The sequence below is a fragment of the Streptomyces griseomycini genome, assembly GCF_014203535.1.
GTDB classification, from domain to species: Bacteria; Actinomycetota; Actinomycetes; order Streptomycetales; family Streptomycetaceae; genus Streptomyces; species Streptomyces griseomycini.
Genome location: NZ_JACHJI010000021.1, coordinates 47,712 through 68,620, shown reverse-complemented (window position 1 = coordinate 68,620; position 20,909 = coordinate 47,712). Strand labels below are relative to the sequence as shown.

Genomic DNA, 20,909 nt, shown 5'->3' with positions numbered 1-20,909 from the left:
TGCGGAGCCGGGCTCTCCCTGTATCAATCCTTCATGAGCAATGGGGGGAGTGCCCCTTCCGGCCTGCTACGTCGGCTCGGGGGGCCGGCTCGGTCGGTGTGGGCCAAGCATGATCGTGACACCGACGGGTGGCTGCCGTTGTGGCGGCACATGGAGGACAGCGCCGCGGTGGCCAGCCTGTTGTGGGACCGATGGCTGCCCATAGGGGTGCGGAGGCTGGTGGCCGGGGCGTTGCCGCGGGGTGAGCCGGATGCCCGCGCCCTCGCCGTATGGCTTGCCGGCGTGCACGACATCGGCAAGGCCACTCCCGCGTTCGCCTGTCAGGTCGACCAGCTTGCCGACGCGATGCGCGGCCAGGGGTTGGAGATGAGCTCGGCGAAGGCGATGGGGCCGGACCGTCGGATCGCGCCGCACGGTCTGGCCGGGCAGGTGCTGCTGGGGGAGTGGCTGGAGGAACAGCACGGGTGGGCGTCCGCCCGGACCGGGCAGTTCACGGTTGCCGTGGGCGGGCACCATGGTGTGCCGCCCGAGCACGGACAGATCAAGGCCCTCTACGGGCACGAGGAGTTGCTGCGCACGCCTGGTGCGAGCAGCCGTGTCTGGCGGCAGGTGCAGACCGAGCTGCTCGACGCCTGCGCGGACCGTTTCGGTGTGACGGAACGGCTGGGCGAGTGGCGGACGGTGAGACTGCCGCAGCCGGTGCAGGTGCTGCTCACCGCGTTGGTCATCGTCTCCGACTGGATCGCCAGCAATCCGGACCTCTTCCCGTATTTCCCCGACGGGGCGTCCCGCGATGACCAGGAGCGTCTTGCCGCGGCCTGGCGGGGGCTGGACCTGCCGGAGCCCTGGCGGGCCGAAGAACCTGACCGAAGCGCCCAGGAGCTGTTCGCCTCCCGGTTCGGACTGCCGGCGGAGGCGAAGGTGCGCCCTGTTCAGGAAGCGGCCGTGGAGCTGGCCCGGGAGATGGAGACGCCCGGTCTGATGATCGTCGAGGCGCCGATGGGCGAGGGCAAGACGGAGGCGGCGCTCGCCGTGGCCGAGATCTTCGCGGCGCGTTCGGGTGCGGGAGGGGTGTTCTTCGCCCTGCCCACCATGGCCACCGGCAATGCGATGTTCCCTCGTCTGCTCGACTGGCTGGACCGGTTGCCGGGGGTGGCGGGCTCACGCCGCTCGGTGCACCTGGCCCATTCCAAGGCGGCTCTCAATGAGGACTTCGCCGGTCTGATGGCCCGCGCGGGCCGGGTCGTGGCCGTCGACGTGGACGAAGCGGTGCCCGCGTCTCGGCAGCAGCGGGACGGACAGCACCGCGCGGGTGCCGAGCTCGTGGCACATGCCTGGCTGCGTGGCCGTAAGAGGGCCATGCTGGCCTCGTTCGTCGTGGGAACCATCGACCAGTTGCTGTTCGCCGGGCTGAAGAGCCGGCACCTGGCGCTGCGGCACCTCGCCGTCGCCGGGAAGGTCGTCGTCATCGACGAGGCGCACGCCTACGACACGTACATGAGCGTGTACCTGGACCGGGTGCTGTCCTGGCTGGGCGCGTACCGGGTTCCGGTGGTGGTGCTGTCCGCGACCCTGCTGGCCTCGCGCAGGCGTGAACTCGCCGAGGCGTACTCCGGCCGGGTCGATGCGGCCATGCCCGGGGACGTGACCGCATCGGACGCGTACCCGCTGCTGACGGCCGTCGCACCGGGTGGCGTTCCGCTGGTCCGCCGCCCGCAGGCGTCGGCCCGGTCGACGGCGGTGCGGGTGGAGCGCCTTGCCGACGGCCTGGACGTCCTCGCCGACCGGCTGGAGAGCGAACTGGCCGACGGCGGCTGTGTCCTGGTGATCCGGAACACGGTCAAGCGGGTGCTGGAGACGGCTCGCGCGCTGCGCGACAGGTTCGGCGCCGGGAACGTGACCGTGGCCCACTCGTGCTTCGTCGACCTCGACCGGGCGGACAAGGACAGCACGCTGCTCCGGCTCTTCGGGCCTCCGGAGAAGACGAAGGACAGGCCCACGGGCCGGCACATCGTGGTGGCCAGCCAGGTCGCCGAGCAGTCCCTGGACGTCGACTTCGACCTGCTGGTCAGCGACCTGTGCCCCGTCGACCTGCTCCTGCAGCGCATGGGCCGCCTGCACCGCCACCGGCGCGGGCAGGACCAGGGGAACCGGCCCGAGCGCCTGCGGACCGGGCGCTGCCTGGTGACGGGAGCCGACTGGACGGCGGACGTGCCCGCCCCGGTGCGGGGATCGGTCGCCGTGTACGGGCGGCACGCCCTGCTGCGGTCGGCCGCGGTGCTCCTCCCCCACCTCGACGGCGAGCCCCGGCGGCCGGTGGAGCTTCCGGCGGACATCAGTCCTCTCGTGCAGAGCGCGTACGGGGAAGGAGAGGTCGGGCCGGACCACTGGCAGGGCGCGCTGAAGGAGGCGCGTGAGCAGTTCGAGCGGCACCGCGACGACCAGGCGGAGCGCGCCGCCGTGTTCCGTCTGGGAGACGTCGGCAAACCGGGTCGGCCGCTGTTCGGCTGGGTCGCCGCCGGTGTGGGGGACACGGACGACACTCCCGCCGGGCGTGCCCAGGTCCGCGACAGCCGGGACAGCCTGGAGGTCGTCGTCGTGCAGCGGCGCGGTGACGGAAGCCTCGCCACCCTGCCATGGCTCGAGCCGGACGGCAAGAAGCGACAGCGCGCCGGCATCGAGCTGCCGCAGGACGCGACGCCGACGCGGTTCGCGGCCCGTACGGCCGCGAGCTGCGGACTGCGGCTTCCCCTGCAGTTCTCCGGCGAGACCATGGACCGGGCCATCGAGGAACTGGAACAGCTGTACCTGCCCAAGTGGCAGGGCAAGGACAGCCCTTGGCTCGCCGACCAGCTGATTCTCGCTCTCGACGAGGACTGTCAGACCCACCTGGCAGGCTTCTTGCTCCGTTACAGCCCGAGCGACGGTCTTGAGGTGACCCGTGACGCGGACGACTGAACCCCCCGGTGCCGGTGTGGGCGAGGCGCTGTCCTTCGACCTGACCAGCCGACCGTGGATCGGGGTGCTGCGGTGCGACGGCTCCCAGGACGAGCTGTCGCTCCGCCGGCTCTTCGCCCAGGCCGATGAGTTGCGACACGTCGTGGGCGATCTGGCCACCCAGGAGTTCGCCTTGCTCCGCCTCCTCCTGGCCGTCGTCCACGACGCCCTGGACGGTCCCGGCGACATCGAGGAGTGGGCGGAGCTGTGGGAGGACCCCGACTGCTTCGCCCCTGTCCAGGCCTACTTGGAGGAGCACCGCGACCGGTTCGACCTGCTCCACCCGGTCACGCCGTTCCTGCAGACCGCCGGGCTGCGCACGGCGAAGGACGAGGTCTTCTCCCTCAACCGGATCGTGGCCGACGTGCCTGCCGGAGAGCCGTTCTTCAGCGCGCGGATGCCGGACGTGGAACGGCTGTCCTTCGCCGAGGCGGCCCGGTGGGTCGTCCACGTCCACGCCTATGACACCTCCGGCATCAAGACCGGCATGACCGGCGACGACCGGGTCAAGGGCGGCAAGGTGTATCCGCTCGGCACCGGCTGGGCGGGCGGACTGGGCGGCGTCTTCGCGGAGGGCGAGACGCTGCGCGAGACCCTGCTGCTCAACCTGGTGGCGGCGGACACCGAAGAGCTCGGTTTCTCCCCCGGCGACCGGCCGGCCTGGCGTCGTGAGCCTTGCGGTCCGGGCTCCGACGGGCGTTCCGCGACCGGTCTCCGTGATCTGTACACCTGGCAGTCCCGGCGGGTGCGCCTGCACTACGACGCGGACGGCGTCCACGGTGTCGTCCTCGGCTACGGAGATCCGCTCGTCTCCCGGAACATGCATCGCTGCGAGCCGATGACCCCGTGGCGGCGCAGCCCCGCGCAGGAGAAGAAGCTGGGGCAGTCACCCGTGTACCTGCCTCTCGAACACGATCCGGCCCGCTCGGCCTGGCGGGGCATCGCCGCGCTCGTCGCCGACCGGCTGGAGGACGGGGGCGGCGCCGAGGGCGCCTCGCGCCTGCGACCGCGGGTCCTCGAGTGGATCGCCCGTCTGGTGACCGAGGGCCACCTCTCCCGCCGCTCCCTCGTGCGCGCCCGGGTGGTGGGCGTCAGGTACGGGACCCAGCAGTCCGTGATCGACGAGGTCGTCGACGACCGCCTGGTGATGCCGGTCGTCCTGCTGCACCGGCAGGACCCCGCGTACGCCCGGCAGGCCGTCGCCGCGGCCGAGGATGCCGACCGGGCCGTGCGGGCCCTGGGCGATCTCGCGGCCGACCTGGCCCGGGCGACCGGGTCCGAGGAGGAGGGGCCGATGTCCGCGGCCCATGCCGAGGGATTCGACGCGCTGGAGCATCCGTACCGCGGCTGGCTGTCCGCGATGGCGGACGCTCCCGACCCCTTCGGGCACCGGCACACATGGCAGCGTCAGGTGCGGCAGACGGTGGGCCGCCTCGGTGATCGTCTCGTGGCCGCCGCGGGTGACGCGGCCTGGGAGGGGCGGATCCACACCGACAAGAAGGGCCGTACCCACTGGCTGAACGCGGGCCTGGCCGACGCGTGGTTCCGGGGGCGTCTGGCCAGGGCCCTGGGTGACCCCGGCTCCCCGGACTCCGGAGGCAGCGGCGGAGGTGCCGTCGCCTCGACCGACGGCGGACCGCCCGGGCCGGGGCCGACTGACCTGCCGGAAACCGACCATGCCGCGACCGACCCGAAGGCGCACGTATGACCACCGCATCCGCATCAGCCCCGCCCGCCGCAGTCCCGGTCCACCAGAGGGTCGCGGAGCTCGCCGCCGCGCACATCGCCCCCTGGCAGGAGGGCTACCTCAAGGACAGGTCCCAGGCCGTCGCCGCGCTCGCCCGCCTGCGCCGCGGCGCAGGCCGCGAGGCGGGCGAGATGCCCGACCTGTGGAGCCTGATCGACACCGACCCGCTCCACACTCCGGCCGGGGGGACGCGGCCGTTGAGCGAGCAGGAGCTGGTCCGTGCCGAGAACGCGCTGCACGCGGCCCTCACGCTGTGGGCCTTCCACCAGCAGTCCCGCGGCCTTCCCATGCACCGCCGGCACACCCGTGAGCGGCCGGGCGGCCTGGGCGCGGCGGTCCGGCGCCTGATGCCGGCCGACGGCGTCGACGAACCCGTCCGCAAGCGCCTGGTCCGCGCGGGCGCCGCCGCCGACCTCGTCACCCTCGCCCAGCGGCTGCGCGACATCGTCGCCCTGCTGCGCCGCGACGACATCCCGCTCGACTACGCCCTTCTCGCCGGCCAGCTCTACATCTGGCAGTGGCCCGACGGGCCCGCCGCCGTCCGCCGCAGGTGGGGTCGCTCCTTCCACGAGCAGCGGCGGACCCGGCCGGCCCCCGACGAGAACACCACCCCGGACACCGACAAGGACGCCTCGTGAACCGCATCTTCCTGGACGTGCACGCCCTGCAGACCGTCCCGCCCAGCAACCTCAACCGGGACGACACGGGCGCGCCCAAGACGGCCGTCTACGGCGGAGTCCCCCGCGCCCGTGTCTCCAGCCAGGCGTGGAAGCGGGCCATCCGCACCTACTTCCGTGACGAGCACCTGCTCGACCCCGCCGAGCTGGGCGTGCGGACCAAGAAGGTGGTGGAACTCCTGGCGGACCGGATCGCCGGGCTCGACCCGTCCGTCGAACGGGAGACGGCACTGAACCTCGCCGACGAGACGGTCAAGGCCGCGGGCTTCAAGACCGAGGTTCCCAAGCGGAAGGCCGACCAGGCGAAGAAGGACGGCAGCCCCACCCCCGCCCCCGAAAGCAAGTACCTGGTCTTCCTCAGCTCCCGGCAGCTCGACGGCCTGGCCCGCCTCGCCCTCGACGGCGCCGCCGACATCACGGCGTTCCTGAAGACCAAGGAGAACAAGGCCCGCGCCAAGGAGCTCGCGGACACCCGTCACTCCGTGGACATCGCCCTCTTCGGACGCATGGTCGCCGACGTCGCCGACATCAACGTCGACGCCGCCGTGCAGGTCGCGCACGCCCTCAGCGTCCACCGGGTCGACAACGAGTCCGACTACTACACCGCCGTCGACGACGAGAACACGGACGAGGAGACCGGCGCCGGAATGATCGGCACCGTCGACTTCAACTCCGCCACCCTTTACCGCTACGCCGCCCTCGGCGTGCACCAGCTCGCCGCCAACCTCGGCCAGGGCCTGCGCGACGACGAACCGCGCACCGAGCCCGTGCGTCGCGCCGTCGAGGCGTTCGTGCACGCCTTCGTCGCCTCCCTCCCCACCGGCAAGATCAACACCTTCGGTCACCACACCGAGCCCGACGCCGTCGTCGTCAAGCTCCGCACCACCCGGCCGATCAGCTGCGTCGCCGCCTTCGAGGACCCGGTCCGCAGCGACGGCGGCGGACACCTGCGCGAGGCCGCCGACCGGCTCGCCGCCTACGCCTCCGACGTCGAACGCGCCTACGGCGACCCCGAGACCACCCTCACCTGGGTCCTGCGCGTCGGCCCCGCCACGCAGAAGCTCGCCGAACTCGGCACCGAGACCGGCACGCTGCGCGAACTCGCCGCCGCCGTCGGCCAGGCCGTCACGGAACGCCTGGAGAAGCCCGCATGAGCCGCACCAGCGTGCTCGCCCTCCGCCTGGCAGGCCCCCTGCAGTCCTGGGGGGCCTCCTCCCGCTTCACCCGCCGCACCACCGAATCCGCCCCGACCAAGAGCGGTGTCATCGGCCTGCTCGCTTCGGCGTCCGGCATCGAACGCGGCGACGACGCGCGCCTCGCCCCCCTGGCGGCGCTCCGGTTCGGCGTCCGCATCGACCAGTCCGGCACCCGCGTCCGGGACTTCCACACCGCCCACCACGGCGTCACCGGCGCGTCCATGCCGCTGTCCGAGCGGTTCTACCTCGCCGACGCCGTCTTCGTCGCCGCCGTCGAGGGCGACCACACTCTGCTCACCGGCCTGCACGACGCCCTGCGCGCTCCGGCGTACCCGCCCTACCTGGGGCGGCGCTCGTGCCCGCCCTCCGAACCGGTCGACCTCGGACTGTACGAGGACGCACGCCTCGAGGACGTACTGGTGAGCGTGCCGTGGCAGGCCTCCGTCTGGTACCGCAGACGCCACCGGACCCCGCAGAACCTGACCGTGCTGCGGGAGACGGCCGCCGACGAGTCCGCCGGGGCAGCAGACGTCCTGCGCGACCAGCCGATCAGCTTCGACGCCGCCCACCGGCGGCACGCGCTGCGTACCGTCGTCACCGTCCCCGTGCCCACGCCGATCCCGGCGGGCGGCAGCCGTGCGCAGGACGCGCACGAACCGTTCGCCGCCCTCGACGCTCTGGAGGATGAGAGCGCCTGATGTTCATCTCCCGCTTCCGCGTCAACACCGCACGGCCCGGCGCCCGACGCCTCCTGTCCTCGCCCCAGGCCATGCACGCGGCCGTCATGTCGTCCTTCCCGCACATCCTGCCCTCCGACAGCCCGGTGCCGGGCGCACCGCGCGTGCTGTGGCGGCTGGACCAGCGGGCCCGCGCCGAGGTGCTGCTGTACATCGTCAGCCCCGACCGTCCCGACCTGACGCACCTGGTCGAGCAGGCCGGATGGCCCGCCGTCGCCGGCCCCGAGAACCCCGGCTGGCAGACCCGGCCCTACGCCCCGCTCCTCGACCGGCTGACCGCCGGCGACCGCTGGGCGTTCCGCCTGACCGCGAACCCCGTGCACACCGTCCGCCGCAAGGAGGGCGAACCCCGCAAGCTCACCGCTCACCTCACGCCCGTCCACCAGATGGGCTGGCTCCTCGACGAGGAACGCCAGAAACGCCTCGGCTTCCGCGTCTGCGAGAAGCCGGCGGACCGGCGGCTCCTGCCCGAGGGCACCACCCACCACAAGCGCCCCCACCCCGGCGACCGGTACGAGCTGGCCGTACAGGACACGCGGTCCCTCTCCTTCGACAAGTCCCGCAGCTCCGGCGGCCGTCGGGACAAACCGGTCACCGTCGTCACCGTCACCTTCGAAGGACGGCTGGAGGTCACCGACCCCGACGCCCTGCGCCGCACCCTCACCCAGGGCGTCGGCCGGGCCCGCGCCTACGGCTGCGGCCTCCTCACCCTGGCACCCCTCACCCAGCCCACCCGGCAAGCACCATGAGCACGGTCTCCCGACGCCCGGCGCTCACCCCAAGACAGCTCACCCGCACCGACGAACGCCTCTCCTTCGTCTACCTGGAACGCTGCACGGTCCACCGCGACGCCAACGCCATCACCGCCCAGGACGCGGAAGGCACCACCCACATCCCGTCGGCGACCATCGGCACCCTGCTCCTCGGCCCCGGCACACGCGTCACCCACCAGGCCATGAGCGTGCTGGGCGAGACCGGCGCGGCGGTCTGCTGGGTCGGTGAACACGGCGTGCGCTACTACGCGTCCGGCCGCGCCCTCAGCCGCTCCTCCGCCCTCATGGAGGCCCAGGCCCGGCAGTGGGCCAACCCACGCAGCCGCCTCGCCATGGCACGGAAGATGTACCAACTGCGCTTCCCGGACGAGGACCCCGCCGGCCTCACCCGGCACGAACTCCTCGGCCGCGAAGGAAGACGCGTCAAGGACTGTTACCGAGCCGAGGCCGCCCGCACCGGCGTCCCCTGGCGGGGCCGCCGCTACACCCCCGGCGACTTCGCCGACGGTGACGCCGTCAACCAGGCCGTCACCGCCGCCGCCCAGTGCATGTACGGCATCGCCCATGCCGTCGTCACCTCCCTGGGATGCAGCCCGGCCCTCGGTTTCGTCCACTCCGGCCACGAACTGTCCTTCGTCCTGGACGTCGCCGACCTCTACAAGACGGAGATCGGCATCCCGCTCGCCTTCGACGTGGCCGCACAGGACGAGGAGGACGTCGGCCCCCGCACCCGCCGCGCACTGCGGGATCGCATCAACGAAACGTCCCTGCTGAACCGATGCGTCGACGACATCAAACGCCTCCTGCTCCCGGAAACGGCCGGCCCCACCGACCCCGGCGACGACCGGGACGTCGTCACGCTCCACAGCGACGGCGGCCACCAGGTCGCCTCCGGCGTCAACCACGACGGACCCGACGACTACGGGGATGCGCTCTGGTGACCGTCATCGTCCTCACCAACTGCCCGGCCGGCCTGCGCGGCTTCCTCACGCGCTGGCTGCTGGAGATCTCCGCAGGCGTGTTCGTGGGCAACCCCTCGGCCCGGATCCGCGACGTGCTCTGGGAAGAGGTCCAGCAGTACGCGGGACAGGGCCGCGCCCTGCTGGCCCACACCACGAACAACGAGCAGGGCTTCACCTTCCGTACCCACGACCACGCCTGGCACCCGACCGACCACGAGGGCGTCACCCTGATCCGCCGCCCCGACCCGAACGCACCCGCTCCCGGCCCAACTCCCCAGAACGGTCCACCACCTGGCTGGAGCAGGGCCGCCAAACGCCGACGCTTCGGGAGGGGCTGATACACATCGAGCCACTTATGCCCTATTTGCCGGAACCGAAGAAAGTACTCGGAAACGACCCCCAGCGCCAGTAAAGCCGCAGGTCACCCAGTCTGCTCCCCGCACCCGCGGGGATGGTCCCGTCGCGATCCCGGCCGCGACCCCCTGAGTCGGCTGCTCCCCGCACCCGCGGGGATGGTCCCCAGTGGCCGGGGCCGCAACAGGCTGACGGGCGCTGCTCCCCGCACCCGCGGGGATGGTCCCGCCATGACCGACCCAACGGAGACCCCTCGTCGCTGCTCCCCGCACCCGCGGGGATGGTCCCGAGGGTGCCGGGTTCACGACGGTGGTGTACGACTGCTCCCCGCACCCGCGGGGATGGTCCCCTCCTTCTACAGCGAGGAGGAACTCAGGACGTCTGCTCCCCGCACCCGCGGGGATGGTCCCCGTTCGTGTCCGGTGTCGCGGGTGTGCTCGGCCTGCTCCCCGCACCCGCGGGGATGGTCCCCAGGAGAGCCGCCCCGAGCTTGGGGTCGCGGTCTGCTCCCCGCACCCGCGGGGATGGTCCCGTCAACTGGTTCGACGCGAACTCCGACTACCTCTGCTCCCCGCACCCGCGGGGATGGTCCCGCGTCCGCGATCGTCGGCAGCACCGGCACGAGCTGCTCCCCGCACCCGCGGGGATGGTCCCGCGCCGTCGTTGTTGTCCATCGTGAGCGTGCACTGCTCCCCGCACCCGCGGGGATGGTCCCAGGATCTCCCCCGAGCACACAGCGGGACCCGACTGCTCCCCGCACCCGCGGGGATGGTCCCGCTTGCAGAGAGTACCGGCGTGGTGACAGGAGCTGCTCCCCGCACCCGCGGGGATGGTCCCGTCGATGCCTGAGGAAGAGCCCTCCGGAGCGGCTGCTCCCCGCACCCGCGGGGATGGTCCCGAGGCCGGAGTCGACCTCGCGGGTGTCCGGCTCTGCTCCCCGCACCCGCGGGGATGGTCCATCGTCGGCCAACTGCTGACCGAGGCGCAGTTCCTGCTCCCCGCACCCGCGGGGATGGTCCCTACGGCCCGCTGCTGAGGATGGGGCTCCGGCTCTGCTCCCCGCACCCGCGGGGATGGTCCCCGGCCGCAATCGCGATCGAGCTCGAGCGCATCCTGCTCCCCGCACCCGCGGGGATGGTCCCGCGTCGACCGGTGTCGCCGTTGGTCCGGTCCGCTGCTCCCCGCACCCGCGGGGATGGTCCCTGCGGGTCGGCCATGGCCTCGCCAAGCTGCACCTGCTCCCCGCACCCGCGGGGATGGTCCCGATACGCGAGGGCGCCACCTCGAAGGCGACGCCTGCTCCCCGCACCCGCGGGGATGGTCCCGACGACCAGGAGCCGAGCCCGTGAGCAACCCGCTGCTCCCCGCACCCGCGGGGATGGTCCCCAGCGGCAGGAGCCGTCCGCGAGGGCGGCGAGCTGCTCCCCGCACCCGCGGGGATGGTCCCGATACGCGAGGGCGCCACCTCGAAGGCGACGCCTGCTCCCCGCACCCGCGGGGATAGTCCCTGTCCCTTGTGGTCCGCAAGCACCTTCTGAGAGGCCTTCGTGCTCTGCTCCCCGCACCCGCGGGGATGGTCCCCAACGGCGCGTCGACTCGCTGAGCGTGCCCCCCTGCTCCCCGCACCCGCGGGGATGGTCCCTGCGTCACCGTGCCGTCCGTAGCCGTGTGTCACTGCTCCCCGCGCTCGCGGGGATGGTCCCACGTCAACAACACCGGCGGCGCGGCCCCCGGCCTGCTCCCCTCACCCGCGGGGATGGTCCCAACGCCTTCTGTGTGTCCTCGGCCTTCGTGCCCTGCTCCCCGCGCCCGCGGGGATGGTCCCGTGCCCAGCACGTGCTCGGGGTGGGCGAGGAACTGCTCCCCGCACCCGCAGGGATGGCCCCTGCCGCAGTCCGCCGGGCGGGTACAGGCCGGTCTGCTCCCGCACCCGCGGGGATGGTCCCGCCCAACCGGTCTGGTTGATGTCCCACCGGTACTGCTCCCCGCGCCCGCGGGGATGGCTCCCGAACCAGTCGCGCCCGACGTGGTCTCCCTGGTCTTCGCCGGACCCTCGGACGCGGGGCTCTGAGCCTGTTCGGCCTTAGGTCACATACCGGTACGGACACCGTCGCCCGGCTGCCGGTGCCCGGCCTGTTCACGGGTCTGCCGGGCTCGCAGTGCGCTCTGTCGCTGCTCCTGCTGCAGCGCCGCAGTGCGGGCCGCCTCGTCGGCCGCGTGCCGCTGTGGGGCCTGGGCGCTGGTGTGGCGGCGCACCTGCTGCTCGGCCTGGAGCTGCTCGGCAGCCTCGCGCAGATCGCGGGCCTTGGTGTGCAGCGCGACGGCCTCGAGGCGGGCCTGCTGGGCGGCTTCGGCGCGGGCCGTGTCGATCTGTGCGGCCAGCGTGGGCAGGTGGGCGTGCATCGCGGCGAACCGCTGCCGCATGACCGCCGGATCGTCGGGGGCCTCGCTGAGCGCGCCGTGGGCGCGGAGGGCCTCGGCGTACGGGGAGGTGCGCAGCGTCTGCCAGGCCTGCCGGCGGGCAGCGGCGGCGGCATGTTCGGCACGCTGCTGTTCCTCGCGCGCCTCGGCCAGCTGCCGCGTGTACTGGGTGAGCAGGGCCTGCTGTTCGGCGCGAGAGGTGCCGGCCAGCCGCAGGGCAAGCCGACTGCGGCCGAAGGCCGCCTCGATCTTTTCCTTGACGCTCTCGGCCTGTGCGGCGGTGGCCGCGGCGCGGTGCGCCATGCCGTCCTCCTGCTGGGCCCGGACGGCGAGCCGGTCGGCCGCTGCGAGGACGGCGGCCGCGGCCTGCGCGGTGCGCTGACCGGCGCTGGGCTCCTCCGCCGCGGCGGCCGCCAGTTCCCGGGCCCGGCGGGTCCGCTCCTCGGCTGCGTCCTCGGTGGTCGCGGCCGCCCGCAGCGTCTTCGCCAGCCGGGCCTCCAGCTGGGCGGCGGGCAGTGCTCCGTACGGGCGGGCGTCGTGGTCGTTCCAGGCCGGGAAGGCGGGTTCGTCGGCCGCGGGCGCCGACGGGGCGACCGGTTCGGGGGCGGCGCGCAGCCGGTCGCCGACCATGGTGTCGGCGCGGTCCTGGCGCAGCAGCGCGGCGTATGCCTGCAGGGCGCGTTCCAGGAGCTCGGTCTCGTCGTGGGGCTCACCGAGCCGGGCCCGGGTTTCCGGGGCCTCCAGGGCGGCGGTGGGCAGCCACAGACGGTTGGCCGTGCGGGCGCGGGTGATGCCGGGGTAGAGGGCGTAGGCGTTCGCGCCCAGCCCGTACACGAGGGCGGTGTCGGTGGTCAGGCCCTGGGATGCGGCGATGGTCATGGCGTAGCCTAGGGAGAGGGCCCCGGCAGCGACCTGATCGACGGTCAGCCAGGCCTGGTCGGTGCGGGTCGTGCCGTCGCCGTTCTCGCGCCGCCAGGTGATCTGCACCCGGTGGTCGTCGGCGATGTCGGTGACGACGGCGCGGTAGCCGTTGAGGATGTCGGGGCCGGCGCCGCGGCGGGACCGGTAGTCGTTGGTGCGCACCCGGACGACGTCGCCGACGGCCAGGGTGAGGTGGTCGCCGCCGGGCAGAGCGTAGCGGTGGGCGCGGCCGAGTTCGCCGGCCGCCCGGCGCAGGGCCTGCGCACCGGCGTTCAGCAGAGCGGCATCGTGGTTGCGGGCCGCCAGCACCACCAGGTTCTCGAGCATGTCGTACACGTCGCCGTAGCGGGCGCGGGCCTCGTCCCAGGCGGTGAGGAGGGAGCGGCGGGCGTCGTCGGCGCTGTCGGTGGCGTGGACGCGGCCACGGTCGGCCAGCAGGTTCAGAGCCTGCTCGCGGGCTCCGGTGCGCCAGATCTCCAGCGCGGCCCGCTCACCCGCGTCCTTCTGCCGCCGGTTGACCACGAGCGTCTCGCCGCCGACCAGGCGGTGCACCTCGGCGAAGCCGCCGCCGGGGCCGATGGCCTGCAGTTGCTGCGGGTCGCCGATCGCGATGACCTTGGTGCCGGTGCGGGCGGCTTCGGTGAGCAGCGCGGCCAGGGACCGGTCGTCGGTCATCGCCGCCTCGTCCAGGACCAGGACGTCGATGCCCGTGAGCCCGTCACCGTCGTGGATGCGCTGCAGCCAGGCGGCGACGGTGCGGGAGGGGATGCCTGACCCCTCGTACAGGTTCTGTGCGGCGACCGCCGACAGAGAGGCGCCGGCGTACGTCAGGCCGACTCCGTCCCAGCCGATCCGGCAGGCCTCCATCAGGCTCGTCTTGCCCGATCCGGCCACGCCGACGACGGCGTCCACGCCGTGCCCTGCCGTCAGCAGCCGTTCCACCACGCGCCGCTGTTCGGCTGCGAGGGTGAACCCGGCGGCCACCTCGAACACGGAGACGGCGGCCGCCGCCTGGCCCGGGCTCAGGCGGGCGGAACCGTCGGCGTGACGAACCCGTGCCTGGTCCACGACGGTCTGCTCGGCCCGGATGATGTCGCGGGTGGTGTAGCGCTCGGTGTGCGCCATCAGCTGTGAGCCGCGCGGCGGCAGCGCCTGGGCGTACCCCTCGACCTCGAGCACCCGCTCCGCCAGGGCCTCCAGCTCGCTCGCCTCCAGGCCGAGCGGGCAGGCGTCCGCGACCCGGGCGAGCAGCTGGGCTCTGCTGAACTCCTTGTCGAACGCGGTCAGCCCGTGCTGCGGGTCGAACACCTCGGCGGCGATCCGCTCGGGCGACGGGATGCGCGGGCCGTCGGGCCCGGCCACGGCGAGCGGCCCGTCGGGGCCGGGCGGTCCGGGAGCGGCTGCCGCGACCATCGCGTCGACGTCGTGACCGAGGTCCTCGGCGCGCCGACGCCAGGTGGCGCGCAGGTCGATGAGGCCGGTGTCGTGCTTGGCGTGCCGGGTCTCGGTCGACACCCTCAGTTTCTCCTCGCGGCTGGCGTCGGCGCCGGCGAGGGCGTCGACCTGGGCGGCGCGGCGGGAGTAGTGGTCGCGCAGCGGCTCGGGGATGCCCTCGACCTCCCAGGCGCCGGTGCGCGGCGAGCGGGTCCGGAGCACGCCGAACCGCTCGTGGGCCAGCGCCCGCACGCGTGCCTTGAACAGGGCGTCGAAGGCCTTGGCGTGTCGGTGCAGGTCCATGCCGCCGTTGGCGATGGCTCGCCAACGGCCGTCCTCGCAGCGGGCCATGTTGACGATCACGATGTGTACGTGCAGGTGGGGGTCGCCGGGGGTGTCGTCGACCGGGCGGGCGGACTGGTGCTCGACGCTCCAGCCGAGCAGTCCGCCGGTGGCGATGCGGTGCAGCTCGCCGTTCTCGCCCGCCAGGCCGTAGCCGATCCACCGCTCCAGCTCGGCGAAGGCCTCCCGCTTGGCCCGGTGGACCAGGGCGCGGAACTCCTTCTCGTGCCGCTCGGCGAGCAGTGCCCACAGGGTGGAGTCGCTCTTGGGCAGGTCGGCGACGAGGTCGTAGGCACGGATACGGACGCTGACCCGCTCCCCCTCGTGGGCGCGGGCCTCGGCGAGCTCGTCGGCGTCGTAGACGTCCTCCAGGGCGAGTCCGGCCGCGCGGGCGAGGCGGTGCAGGGAATCGATCTGCAGCCGGTGCCGCTCGCCCTTCCGGTGCACCATCCGCGTGAGCGTCGCCCACTTCTTCGCCTGCTTGGGCTTGCCGGCGAACAGATCGGCAGGCTCGCACCCGGCGGCCTCGGCCGCCGCCTCGACCGCCGCCACGAACCGGGCGCCGGTCAGCTTGGCACGCGGGTGCGCGCGCAGCTCGGTACGCACCAGCTGCTCACCGGTGAGGGGGTGGACGCCCTTGGCCAGGGCCCGTGCGGCATGCCTGCCCGCCTCGTCGAGGACCGTGCCGGGGATCTGGCCGACTTCGGTGAGGCCTTCGCCGATCCACACGAGGGTGCCGTCCTCGGTGGCGTCCATGCGGTAGTCGACCTGGTCGCCGACATCCGGTCGGGACTGCCCGGCGAGGCCTTCGCCGTCGTGCCGGACGTAGCAGCCGGCATGGCCGGTGAGGCGGTACTCGACCTGCCCGTCGTCCACGATCCCGGTGACCCAGGCCATCGGCTGCCGCCCCTCCCCTCGGTCCTCGGCGGCCGACGGCCGCGTACGTTCCCGTAAGAGACGTACCTTTGTCCATTCGACTTTGATCTTGACTGAGTAGCGACGATAAAGCGGTGGGCGGGAGGAGTCAACGGTGAAGGGCCGGACCGAGGCTCGAGTGTCGTCTGCCACGGAGAGGTCGGTGGAGTCTGCCACTGGATGTCAGTGGCTTTGCCGTGAGGTATGTCAGCAGGGACCGGCGTCGGTGAGGCGGGGGCCGTACCGGACGCCGTCGGCCAGCACGGCGGTCCCGTCGTCTGCGCGGACCAGGAGCCCGGCATCGAGCAGGCCGGCGACGGTGGCCGCGGTCGGCTCCTTGGCGTCGGTGGAGACGGAGCCCTCGTAGAACGCCCGGGACAGCACGGCGGCTGTCCCGCTCGCTGAGAACGCCGCGTTGCAGCGGCCAGTAGTGGGCGTCGTTGGGATGCCGCCACGACTCGGTGTGGTTGTCGGGGTGGATCCAGTTCGTCTGCCGGTCGGTGAGGACGTCGGTCCTCGAGGTGAGGGTGAAGTGGGAGGACGCCGCAGAGCACATGGGTCAGCGAGGTGGGGGTGGGTCCAGACGTGTTCGATCGCGTCGGTGACGCGGTCGGCGTCCCGGCCGAGGGACTCGGCGAGGAAGTCGGCGGTGAGCAGGCGGCCAGCGTGGGCGAGGGCGTCGATGTTGGTCCCCGGAGCGGGCTCGGGGGTTTTCCGCTTGTCGCGGTAGCGGGGCAGGACGCCCAGGCTGATGTCGGTCTCGTGGACGCCGAGGAGGTCGGCGAGTTCCCAGGCGAACCACGCCAGCGTGGTGTCGACGGCGGCGAAGTTCCGCGCCCCGGCCGCGACCCGGGTGACGCGGGGGCCGGTAGTAGCTGGTCACAGTGCGGCTCCCTCAGTCGGTGAGGTTCTTCACGTCGAGGCGGCAGGCAGCCATCCAGTCAGTCAGCGGGGCGGAGACGGAGCCGAACTGTGTGATCTCGCACTGCGGAGGAAATCGCGCAGCAGTCAACTGCAGGGCGGACGCGGCCTGACCACTGACGGTCCTCGTGTCCGAACCGCCGGCGTTCTCATGTCCAACGACAGCCGAGGACGGTCAGGGCAGCGGATCGGGTTGCCCTTTCTCCCCGGCAGGGGACGTCCCTTCCGGGCTCTCCAACAGCAGCACTGCCAGGCCTTGGGCGTCGAACCGCTCGGCCTTTCCGAACCCGTCCGTGAGCATGGCGAGCTCGTTGTCGTCCAGGGCGATGTGACGTCGTTCCTCGGGTGTGTGCGCCACGACGGGAGTGACGACGACAAGCGTTCCGCCTTCGCTCAGCCGCGCGGACAGACGGCGCAGGAGGCGGGTGCGGTCGTGGATGAAGGCGATGCAGAGGCGGAGGGTGATCAGGTCGTAGCCGTCCTCGGCGAGGTCGTCCAAGTCGTCGTGTTCGATGTCCAGACAGAGCCAGCGCACCCCTTCCGTCTCGGCGTGCTGTGTGCGCGCACGCACGAGGGCGCCCTCGGCGAAATCGACGCCGTCGACGGTGTAGCCCAGCGAGGCCATGAAGGCGACCAGCTCACCGGTGCCGCAGCAGACGTCCAGCGCCCTGCCTCCCACGGAAGCCGGAGCATGCTTGACGAGCAAGCTCTTCTCCTCGTTCCCGAGCTGCCGGAAGTCGCGGCCGGCGTTGTAGTGCTCGGACCAGTCGGTCCGGGTGTATCCCACGGATCGCTCCTCGTGTGTCAGAGGTTGCCGGTGCGGCGGTGTTGCTGTGACAGTTCGACGGGCCCGTACGGGGCGACCGGCTGCTTGGTCTGAAGCGCCCAGTACCGGTCGCCGTACGACCAGTGCCACCACTCCGTGCCGTAGTTGACCAGTCCAGCCGCGGACAGCGCGGCACCCAGCGTGGCCCGGTTCGTGCGGGCCCGGTCGCTGAGGCCGGGGGCGTCGGTGTAGCAGGCGCCGTCGGACTCCTCGGGGGAGGCGTTGACACGCGTGCCCATGTCCAATTCGCGGCCCGAGTGGTCGATCAGTGTCACGTCGACGGCCGCGCCGGCGGAGTGCGGGGCGATCTCCGGGGGCGACACGAAACGGCTGGCGGCCTCGCGGATCTGCGCGGCCCGCCAGTCCGGGTGGCTGCGGGCCAGCTTGTCGGAGTACTCCTCGAAGTACCGCCTTTGCAGGGACGGCGGCCGGTACCCCTCCACGAAGAGGAGGAACACCCCGGCGGGCAGCAGCGACTGCGCGTGCAGCAGTCGGGTAAGGACTCCTCGCCGCACGTGGGCGAAGGCTCCGGCCGGGTCCTGTTTGCGGGCGTCGGCCCGCAGGCCGCGCACACGGACGTCGACGAGGACCTCGCCGCACTCCTGGACGGGGATCGCCGCCACCCTCCGGTCGGACATCAACACGACGCTGCCGCTCATTCGGTCCCTCGATTCCGGGTGTCGAAGCGGACGGCTCCACAGGGTCGGTGGGCCTCTGCCACGGCACCCGAGCACACGGTCGTGGACGACAAGGTCTCCCGCCCCGGCGGGGAGCTGGCCAGAGGATCGGCGGGGGAGATCACAAGATGGCTCCTTCATAGGGCAGCGGGGGTTCCAGGAGCTGCCAGGACAGACGTCCGCACTCCGACGCCGCCCGTTGCCCGCCGTCCGGCGCGAAGAGGAGACGGTAGCGGTCGGGAGAACCGACTGCCCGCCACAGAGCGGCAAGGTCCTGAAGCTCCTTCCAGATGTCCCGTGGCCCGCGAACGGTGACGTTCCAGCGTCGGTGGCCCGCCGGCTCGACGCGCAGCCATGAACCGCAGGAGGGCGCGCCGATCACCAGGTGCTCGGCTGCGAAGTCCCGCACCAGGCTGCCGCCGAGGAGGTGATCGGCCGCCACCCAGAAACCCCGGTCGGTGTCCGCGGGCAGGGCCAGCGTGCTCTGCTGCGTCCACGTGCCCGGTTCGGAGGCGAGGTGGCTGCGGAACTCCTCGGTGAGGAGGATCCGCTCCAGGCCGTGCCCCGCGCAGTGCGCGAACCCCCCCGCCCGTAGCTCAGCGCGGAACTGCCCGTCGAGGGTGCGCTCGACGACGGCGAGGGCGGGCCACGACGGGGACGCGGTGGTGACGTGCACCAGCAGTCGCCCCCCGCGAGCGAGCTGATCGACGAGAGCGGCCGGCACGTGCTCCACCGCGTAGGACACGAAGATCCGGTCGTACGGGGCCCGGTCCGGGAAACCTTCCTCGCCCGGTCCGCATGCCACCGTCGGCCGGAAGCCGAGGTCGGCAAGTCGCACCGCGGCCGCCTCGGTGAGAGGCCGGTCCCGGTCGAGAGTGACCACCGAACCGTCGCCGCAGACCTGGCAGGCCACCGCAGCGGTCACCCCCGTGCCCGTGCCCACGTCCAGGACTCGCTTCCCGGGCCCGAGACCCAGCTCCTCGAGCAGCGAGGCGGTCAGGCTCATCACCGTGGACATCGACGTGATCGACGCTCCCGTCCGCGACCCGCGCGCCCGGCCCAGGAGCGGCTCGCCGTCGTGCTGGACGAGCACGCTGCCCCCGCCGTACAGCAGTTCCAGCAGTTCGGGGCGGTCCTGCGGGTCCGACCAGTCCAGCAGGTCCCACCGCGGTGTCTCGCCGACGGCACTGCGCCGCACGTAGGCCTGCGGCATCAGCACCTCCCTCGGGAGCACCGCCAGGGCTTCGCGGACCGGACCCGGATGCAGAGCGCCTTCGGTCTCGAGTCGATCGACCATCGCGGCCCGCGCTGCAGCAGGGTCCGGCATGCGGCTCGGCGGCGCGGCTGTGGTTCCTTCGGCTCGTGCCGGGCTCCCGAAAGCCGGGGCGGTATGAGCGGATCCGGTGTTCGGGGAGGTCACCTGTTCACCGCCCCCTCTCGGAGTACGGGTGACCGGCCAGGATCTGTTCACCGGCGTGCCGGGTGCGGGGGCTGATCGGTTCGGTCTGCTCGGGGTCGTCCCACCACCGGCCTGTGCGTGGGTGGAGGTGTCCGGCACGGTCATGTGGGGCGTGAGCGGCTTGCACCTTGGGCACCCGGTCCCTCCTCGTCGTCGTGACTTCCGCATCAGGGGAACTCACTGCGGCCAGACACGTGGCGTACACGCTTCCCCACCCCCTCCGTGCGCATCACCGAACCGGGCGGGATCCGGCGGGGATCCTCACGCACCCGCATCCCTAACCGGATTCAGCTGTTCGGCGTTACCGGCTTTCTCCTCGCAGGCGGTGCCGTGGACGCGATGGCGGAATTCGTACGGATCTGCCACGCCCTCACTCCCCCTGTCCGTTCCCACCAGCCATCACCGCGTGTTCCGGTTCATCAGCCCTCGGCATCTGACCGTCCCTCTGCTCCTCGCCACAGTGGTGACCGGCACCGTGACCGCATGGCGCTCGGTGTTCTTCATCGCCCTGGTACAGGAGGGCCCCGTGTGCCGGACCGTTCTGGCGGTCGGCATGACGCCGTGTGCCGTGGTTTCACTTGCCGTCGGGCTTCTCGGGGCGCGCTGCGGCGGGGGATGTCCGCCAGGAGAGGCCTGCGGCCGGCTGACAGCGGGCAGAGGGCGGCGGTTCACGGAACCGGCATGCTCTGCTGCCGCCGCCAGTTCTCCCACCCCATCTGGTTCGCGTCTCGCCGGGTGGTGACGCAGAGCCCGCCAAAGTGTCTCTCAGTGCGGTACGGCCTCCGCGAGTCGTACCTCGCAGGGCTGCTCTCCGGCCCGGAGCCTGCCGTCGTCAGCAGATACTCGGGGCTGCGGGCGGACCGCGGCCAGGGGCTGCCGGGACCACTGGACGGTCATCGATCAGGGCACGCCTCCCGACGGATCCACGATCCGCAGGGTCGCCAGCTGGCCGTGTCGCTCTCCGGGGATGTCGTTTCGACGTCGTCTCAAGAGTCAACGGACACCGATTCTTCATGATCGATGTCGATGAACATCGATGTCGCTTGGTCGCTGCGTCGGTTCCGCGCTGACCCGTTTCGGAAGACCCGGGGCGTGGAGTTCGGCACGAGGCGTGCGGAGTCTGCCGTGTACGCCTACTTCGTCGACGGCTGGTTGTTCTGCGTCGCGGCCGACGCGGTCCACGGACCGCAGGTGACGCTCTGGGGGAGAAAATTAACCGCCTGCGTCCCAGCCGATCTGGGACGGTTCCTCTCTCACGCTCATGGGTGTGAGGTGCTCGATGTGTCCTACGGTCCGCGGGGGAACCCCGGAGTCGACGGGCTCGGTCTGGTGGTGCGGGTGCAGGAGGTCGCCGGCGGCGTGGTGACCCGGCCGGTCATGGTGGGCCGGACCTGGGCCGACCGGTGCACCGACGACTGGGAAGGCGCGATTCCGGAGCGTGAACGGGAGGGCCGCCTGTGGCTCCATCCGGGTGAAACGGGATCCTGGCCCCCGCCCGGCCACAAGCCGCGCTGGGGCGACTGGCAGCCTCCCTTCTAGCGTGGCCCCCT

General features: G+C 72.4%; 14 protein-coding genes and 1 CRISPR repeat array. Of the genes, 9 read left to right on the top strand and 5 right to left on the bottom strand.

Features of this window, described 5'->3' with window-relative positions:
* The first annotated feature begins 96 nt into the window (after positions 1-96).
* Genes cas3 through cas2e form a run of 8 tightly spaced genes read left to right on the top strand, consistent with a single transcriptional unit; the run spans position 97 to position 9,427 of the window.
* The gene (gene cas3 / locus FHS37_RS35045; protein ID WP_446001702.1) at positions 97-2,958 is read left to right on the top strand and encodes a CRISPR-associated helicase Cas3'; all 2,862 of its coding nucleotides are present in this window, start codon (positions 97-99) and stop codon (positions 2,956-2,958) included.
* Positions 2,942-4,705, top strand: coding sequence for a type I-E CRISPR-associated protein Cse1/CasA (casA, locus tag FHS37_RS35040; RefSeq protein ID WP_184828767.1), 1,764 nt, complete (start codon positions 2,942-2,944; stop codon positions 4,703-4,705). The genes cas3 and casA overlap by 17 nt, the downstream gene beginning before the upstream one ends.
* Positions 4,702-5,382, top strand: a complete 681-nt coding sequence (gene casB, locus FHS37_RS35035; RefSeq protein ID WP_184828765.1) for a type I-E CRISPR-associated protein Cse2/CasB — start codon at positions 4,702-4,704, stop codon at positions 5,380-5,382. The genes casA and casB overlap by 4 nt, the downstream gene beginning before the upstream one ends.
* A complete protein-coding gene (gene cas7e, locus FHS37_RS35030; RefSeq protein ID WP_184828763.1) occupies positions 5,379-6,575 on the top strand; it encodes a type I-E CRISPR-associated protein Cas7/Cse4/CasC in 1,197 nt (398 codons plus the stop codon). Before casB ends, cas7e begins: the two co-directional genes overlap by 4 nt.
* Positions 6,572-7,315: a type I-E CRISPR-associated protein Cas5/CasD gene (gene cas5e, locus FHS37_RS35025; protein ID WP_184828761.1), complete on the top strand. Its 744-nt coding sequence runs from the start codon at positions 6,572-6,574 to the stop codon at positions 7,313-7,315. The genes cas7e and cas5e overlap by 4 nt, the downstream gene beginning before the upstream one ends.
* Positions 7,315-8,103 carry a type I-E CRISPR-associated protein Cas6/Cse3/CasE gene (gene cas6e, locus FHS37_RS35020; RefSeq protein ID WP_184828759.1) on the top strand — a complete coding sequence of 263 codons (789 nt, stop codon included), beginning with the start codon at positions 7,315-7,317 and terminating at the stop codon, positions 8,101-8,103. Before cas5e ends, cas6e begins: the two co-directional genes overlap by 1 nt.
* Entirely contained in the window at positions 8,100-9,068 is a 969-nt protein-coding gene (cas1e, locus tag FHS37_RS35015; RefSeq protein WP_184828757.1) for a type I-E CRISPR-associated endonuclease Cas1e, read from the top strand. Before cas6e ends, cas1e begins: the two co-directional genes overlap by 4 nt.
* The gene (gene cas2e, locus FHS37_RS35010) at positions 9,065-9,427 is read left to right on the top strand and encodes a type I-E CRISPR-associated endoribonuclease Cas2e (protein WP_184828755.1); all 363 of its coding nucleotides are present in this window, start codon (positions 9,065-9,067) and stop codon (positions 9,425-9,427) included. The genes cas1e and cas2e overlap by 4 nt, the downstream gene beginning before the upstream one ends.
* Before the next feature lie 92 nt (positions 9,428-9,519).
* Positions 9,520-11,329: direct repeats of the CRISPR family, unit length 29 nt; unit sequence CTGCTCCCCGCACCCGCGGGGATGGTCCC.
* A 202-nt stretch (positions 11,330-11,531) separates the two neighbouring features.
* Here cas2e and mobF read toward each other — a convergent pair.
* The 5 genes from mobF to FHS37_RS34985 all read right to left on the bottom strand — a co-directional run bounded on the left by mobF (position 11,532) and on the right by FHS37_RS34985 (position 19,113).
* Positions 11,532-15,458, bottom strand: coding sequence for a MobF family relaxase (mobF, locus tag FHS37_RS35005; protein ID WP_184828753.1), 3,927 nt, complete (start codon positions 15,456-15,458; stop codon positions 11,532-11,534).
* A gap of 225 nt (positions 15,459-15,683) precedes the next feature.
* Positions 15,684-15,860, bottom strand: a complete 177-nt coding sequence (locus FHS37_RS35000; RefSeq protein WP_184828751.1) for a hypothetical protein — start codon at positions 15,858-15,860, stop codon at positions 15,684-15,686.
* Positions 15,861-16,572: 712 nt separating this feature from the next.
* Positions 16,573-17,184 carry a class I SAM-dependent methyltransferase gene (locus FHS37_RS34995; protein WP_184828749.1) on the bottom strand — a complete coding sequence of 204 codons (612 nt, stop codon included), beginning with the start codon at positions 17,182-17,184 and terminating at the stop codon, positions 16,573-16,575.
* Between the two features lie 17 nt (positions 17,185-17,201).
* Positions 17,202-17,861, bottom strand: a complete 660-nt coding sequence (locus tag FHS37_RS34990) for a M15 family metallopeptidase (protein ID WP_184828747.1) — start codon at positions 17,859-17,861, stop codon at positions 17,202-17,204.
* 160 nt (positions 17,862-18,021) lie between these two features.
* Positions 18,022-19,113, bottom strand: coding sequence for a protein-L-isoaspartate O-methyltransferase family protein (locus FHS37_RS34985; RefSeq protein WP_229890184.1), 1,092 nt, complete (start codon positions 19,111-19,113; stop codon positions 18,022-18,024).
* A 1,266-nt stretch (positions 19,114-20,379) separates the two neighbouring features.
* On the opposite strand from FHS37_RS34985, the gene FHS37_RS34980 reads away from it, so the two are divergent.
* Positions 20,380-20,898: a hypothetical protein gene (locus FHS37_RS34980; RefSeq protein WP_221500688.1), complete on the top strand. Its 519-nt coding sequence runs from the start codon at positions 20,380-20,382 to the stop codon at positions 20,896-20,898.
* Positions 20,899-20,909 lie beyond the last annotated feature (11 nt).

Excerpts from the sequence above, each read along its gene's own strand:
- cas1e (WP_184828757.1), top strand. The coding sequence starts at position 8,100 with ATGAGCACGGTCTCCCGACGCCCGGCGCTCACCCCAAGACAGCTCACC.
- mobF (WP_184828753.1), bottom strand. The coding sequence starts at position 15,458 with ATGGCCTGGGTCACCGGGATCGTGGACGACGGGCAGGTCGAGTACCGC.
- FHS37_RS34980 (WP_221500688.1), top strand. The coding sequence starts at position 20,380 with ATGTCGATGAACATCGATGTCGCTTGGTCGCTGCGTCGGTTCCGCGCT.
- FHS37_RS34990 (WP_184828747.1), bottom strand. The coding sequence starts at position 17,861 with ATGTCCGACCGGAGGGTGGCGGCGATCCCCGTCCAGGAGTGCGGCGAG.
- cas6e (WP_184828759.1), top strand. The coding sequence starts at position 7,315 with ATGTTCATCTCCCGCTTCCGCGTCAACACCGCACGGCCCGGCGCCCGA.
- casB (WP_184828765.1), top strand. The coding sequence starts at position 4,702 with ATGACCACCGCATCCGCATCAGCCCCGCCCGCCGCAGTCCCGGTCCAC.
- FHS37_RS34985 (WP_229890184.1), bottom strand. The coding sequence starts at position 19,113 with ATGCCGCAGGCCTACGTGCGGCGCAGTGCCGTCGGCGAGACACCGCGG.
- cas5e (WP_184828761.1), top strand. The coding sequence starts at position 6,572 with ATGAGCCGCACCAGCGTGCTCGCCCTCCGCCTGGCAGGCCCCCTGCAG.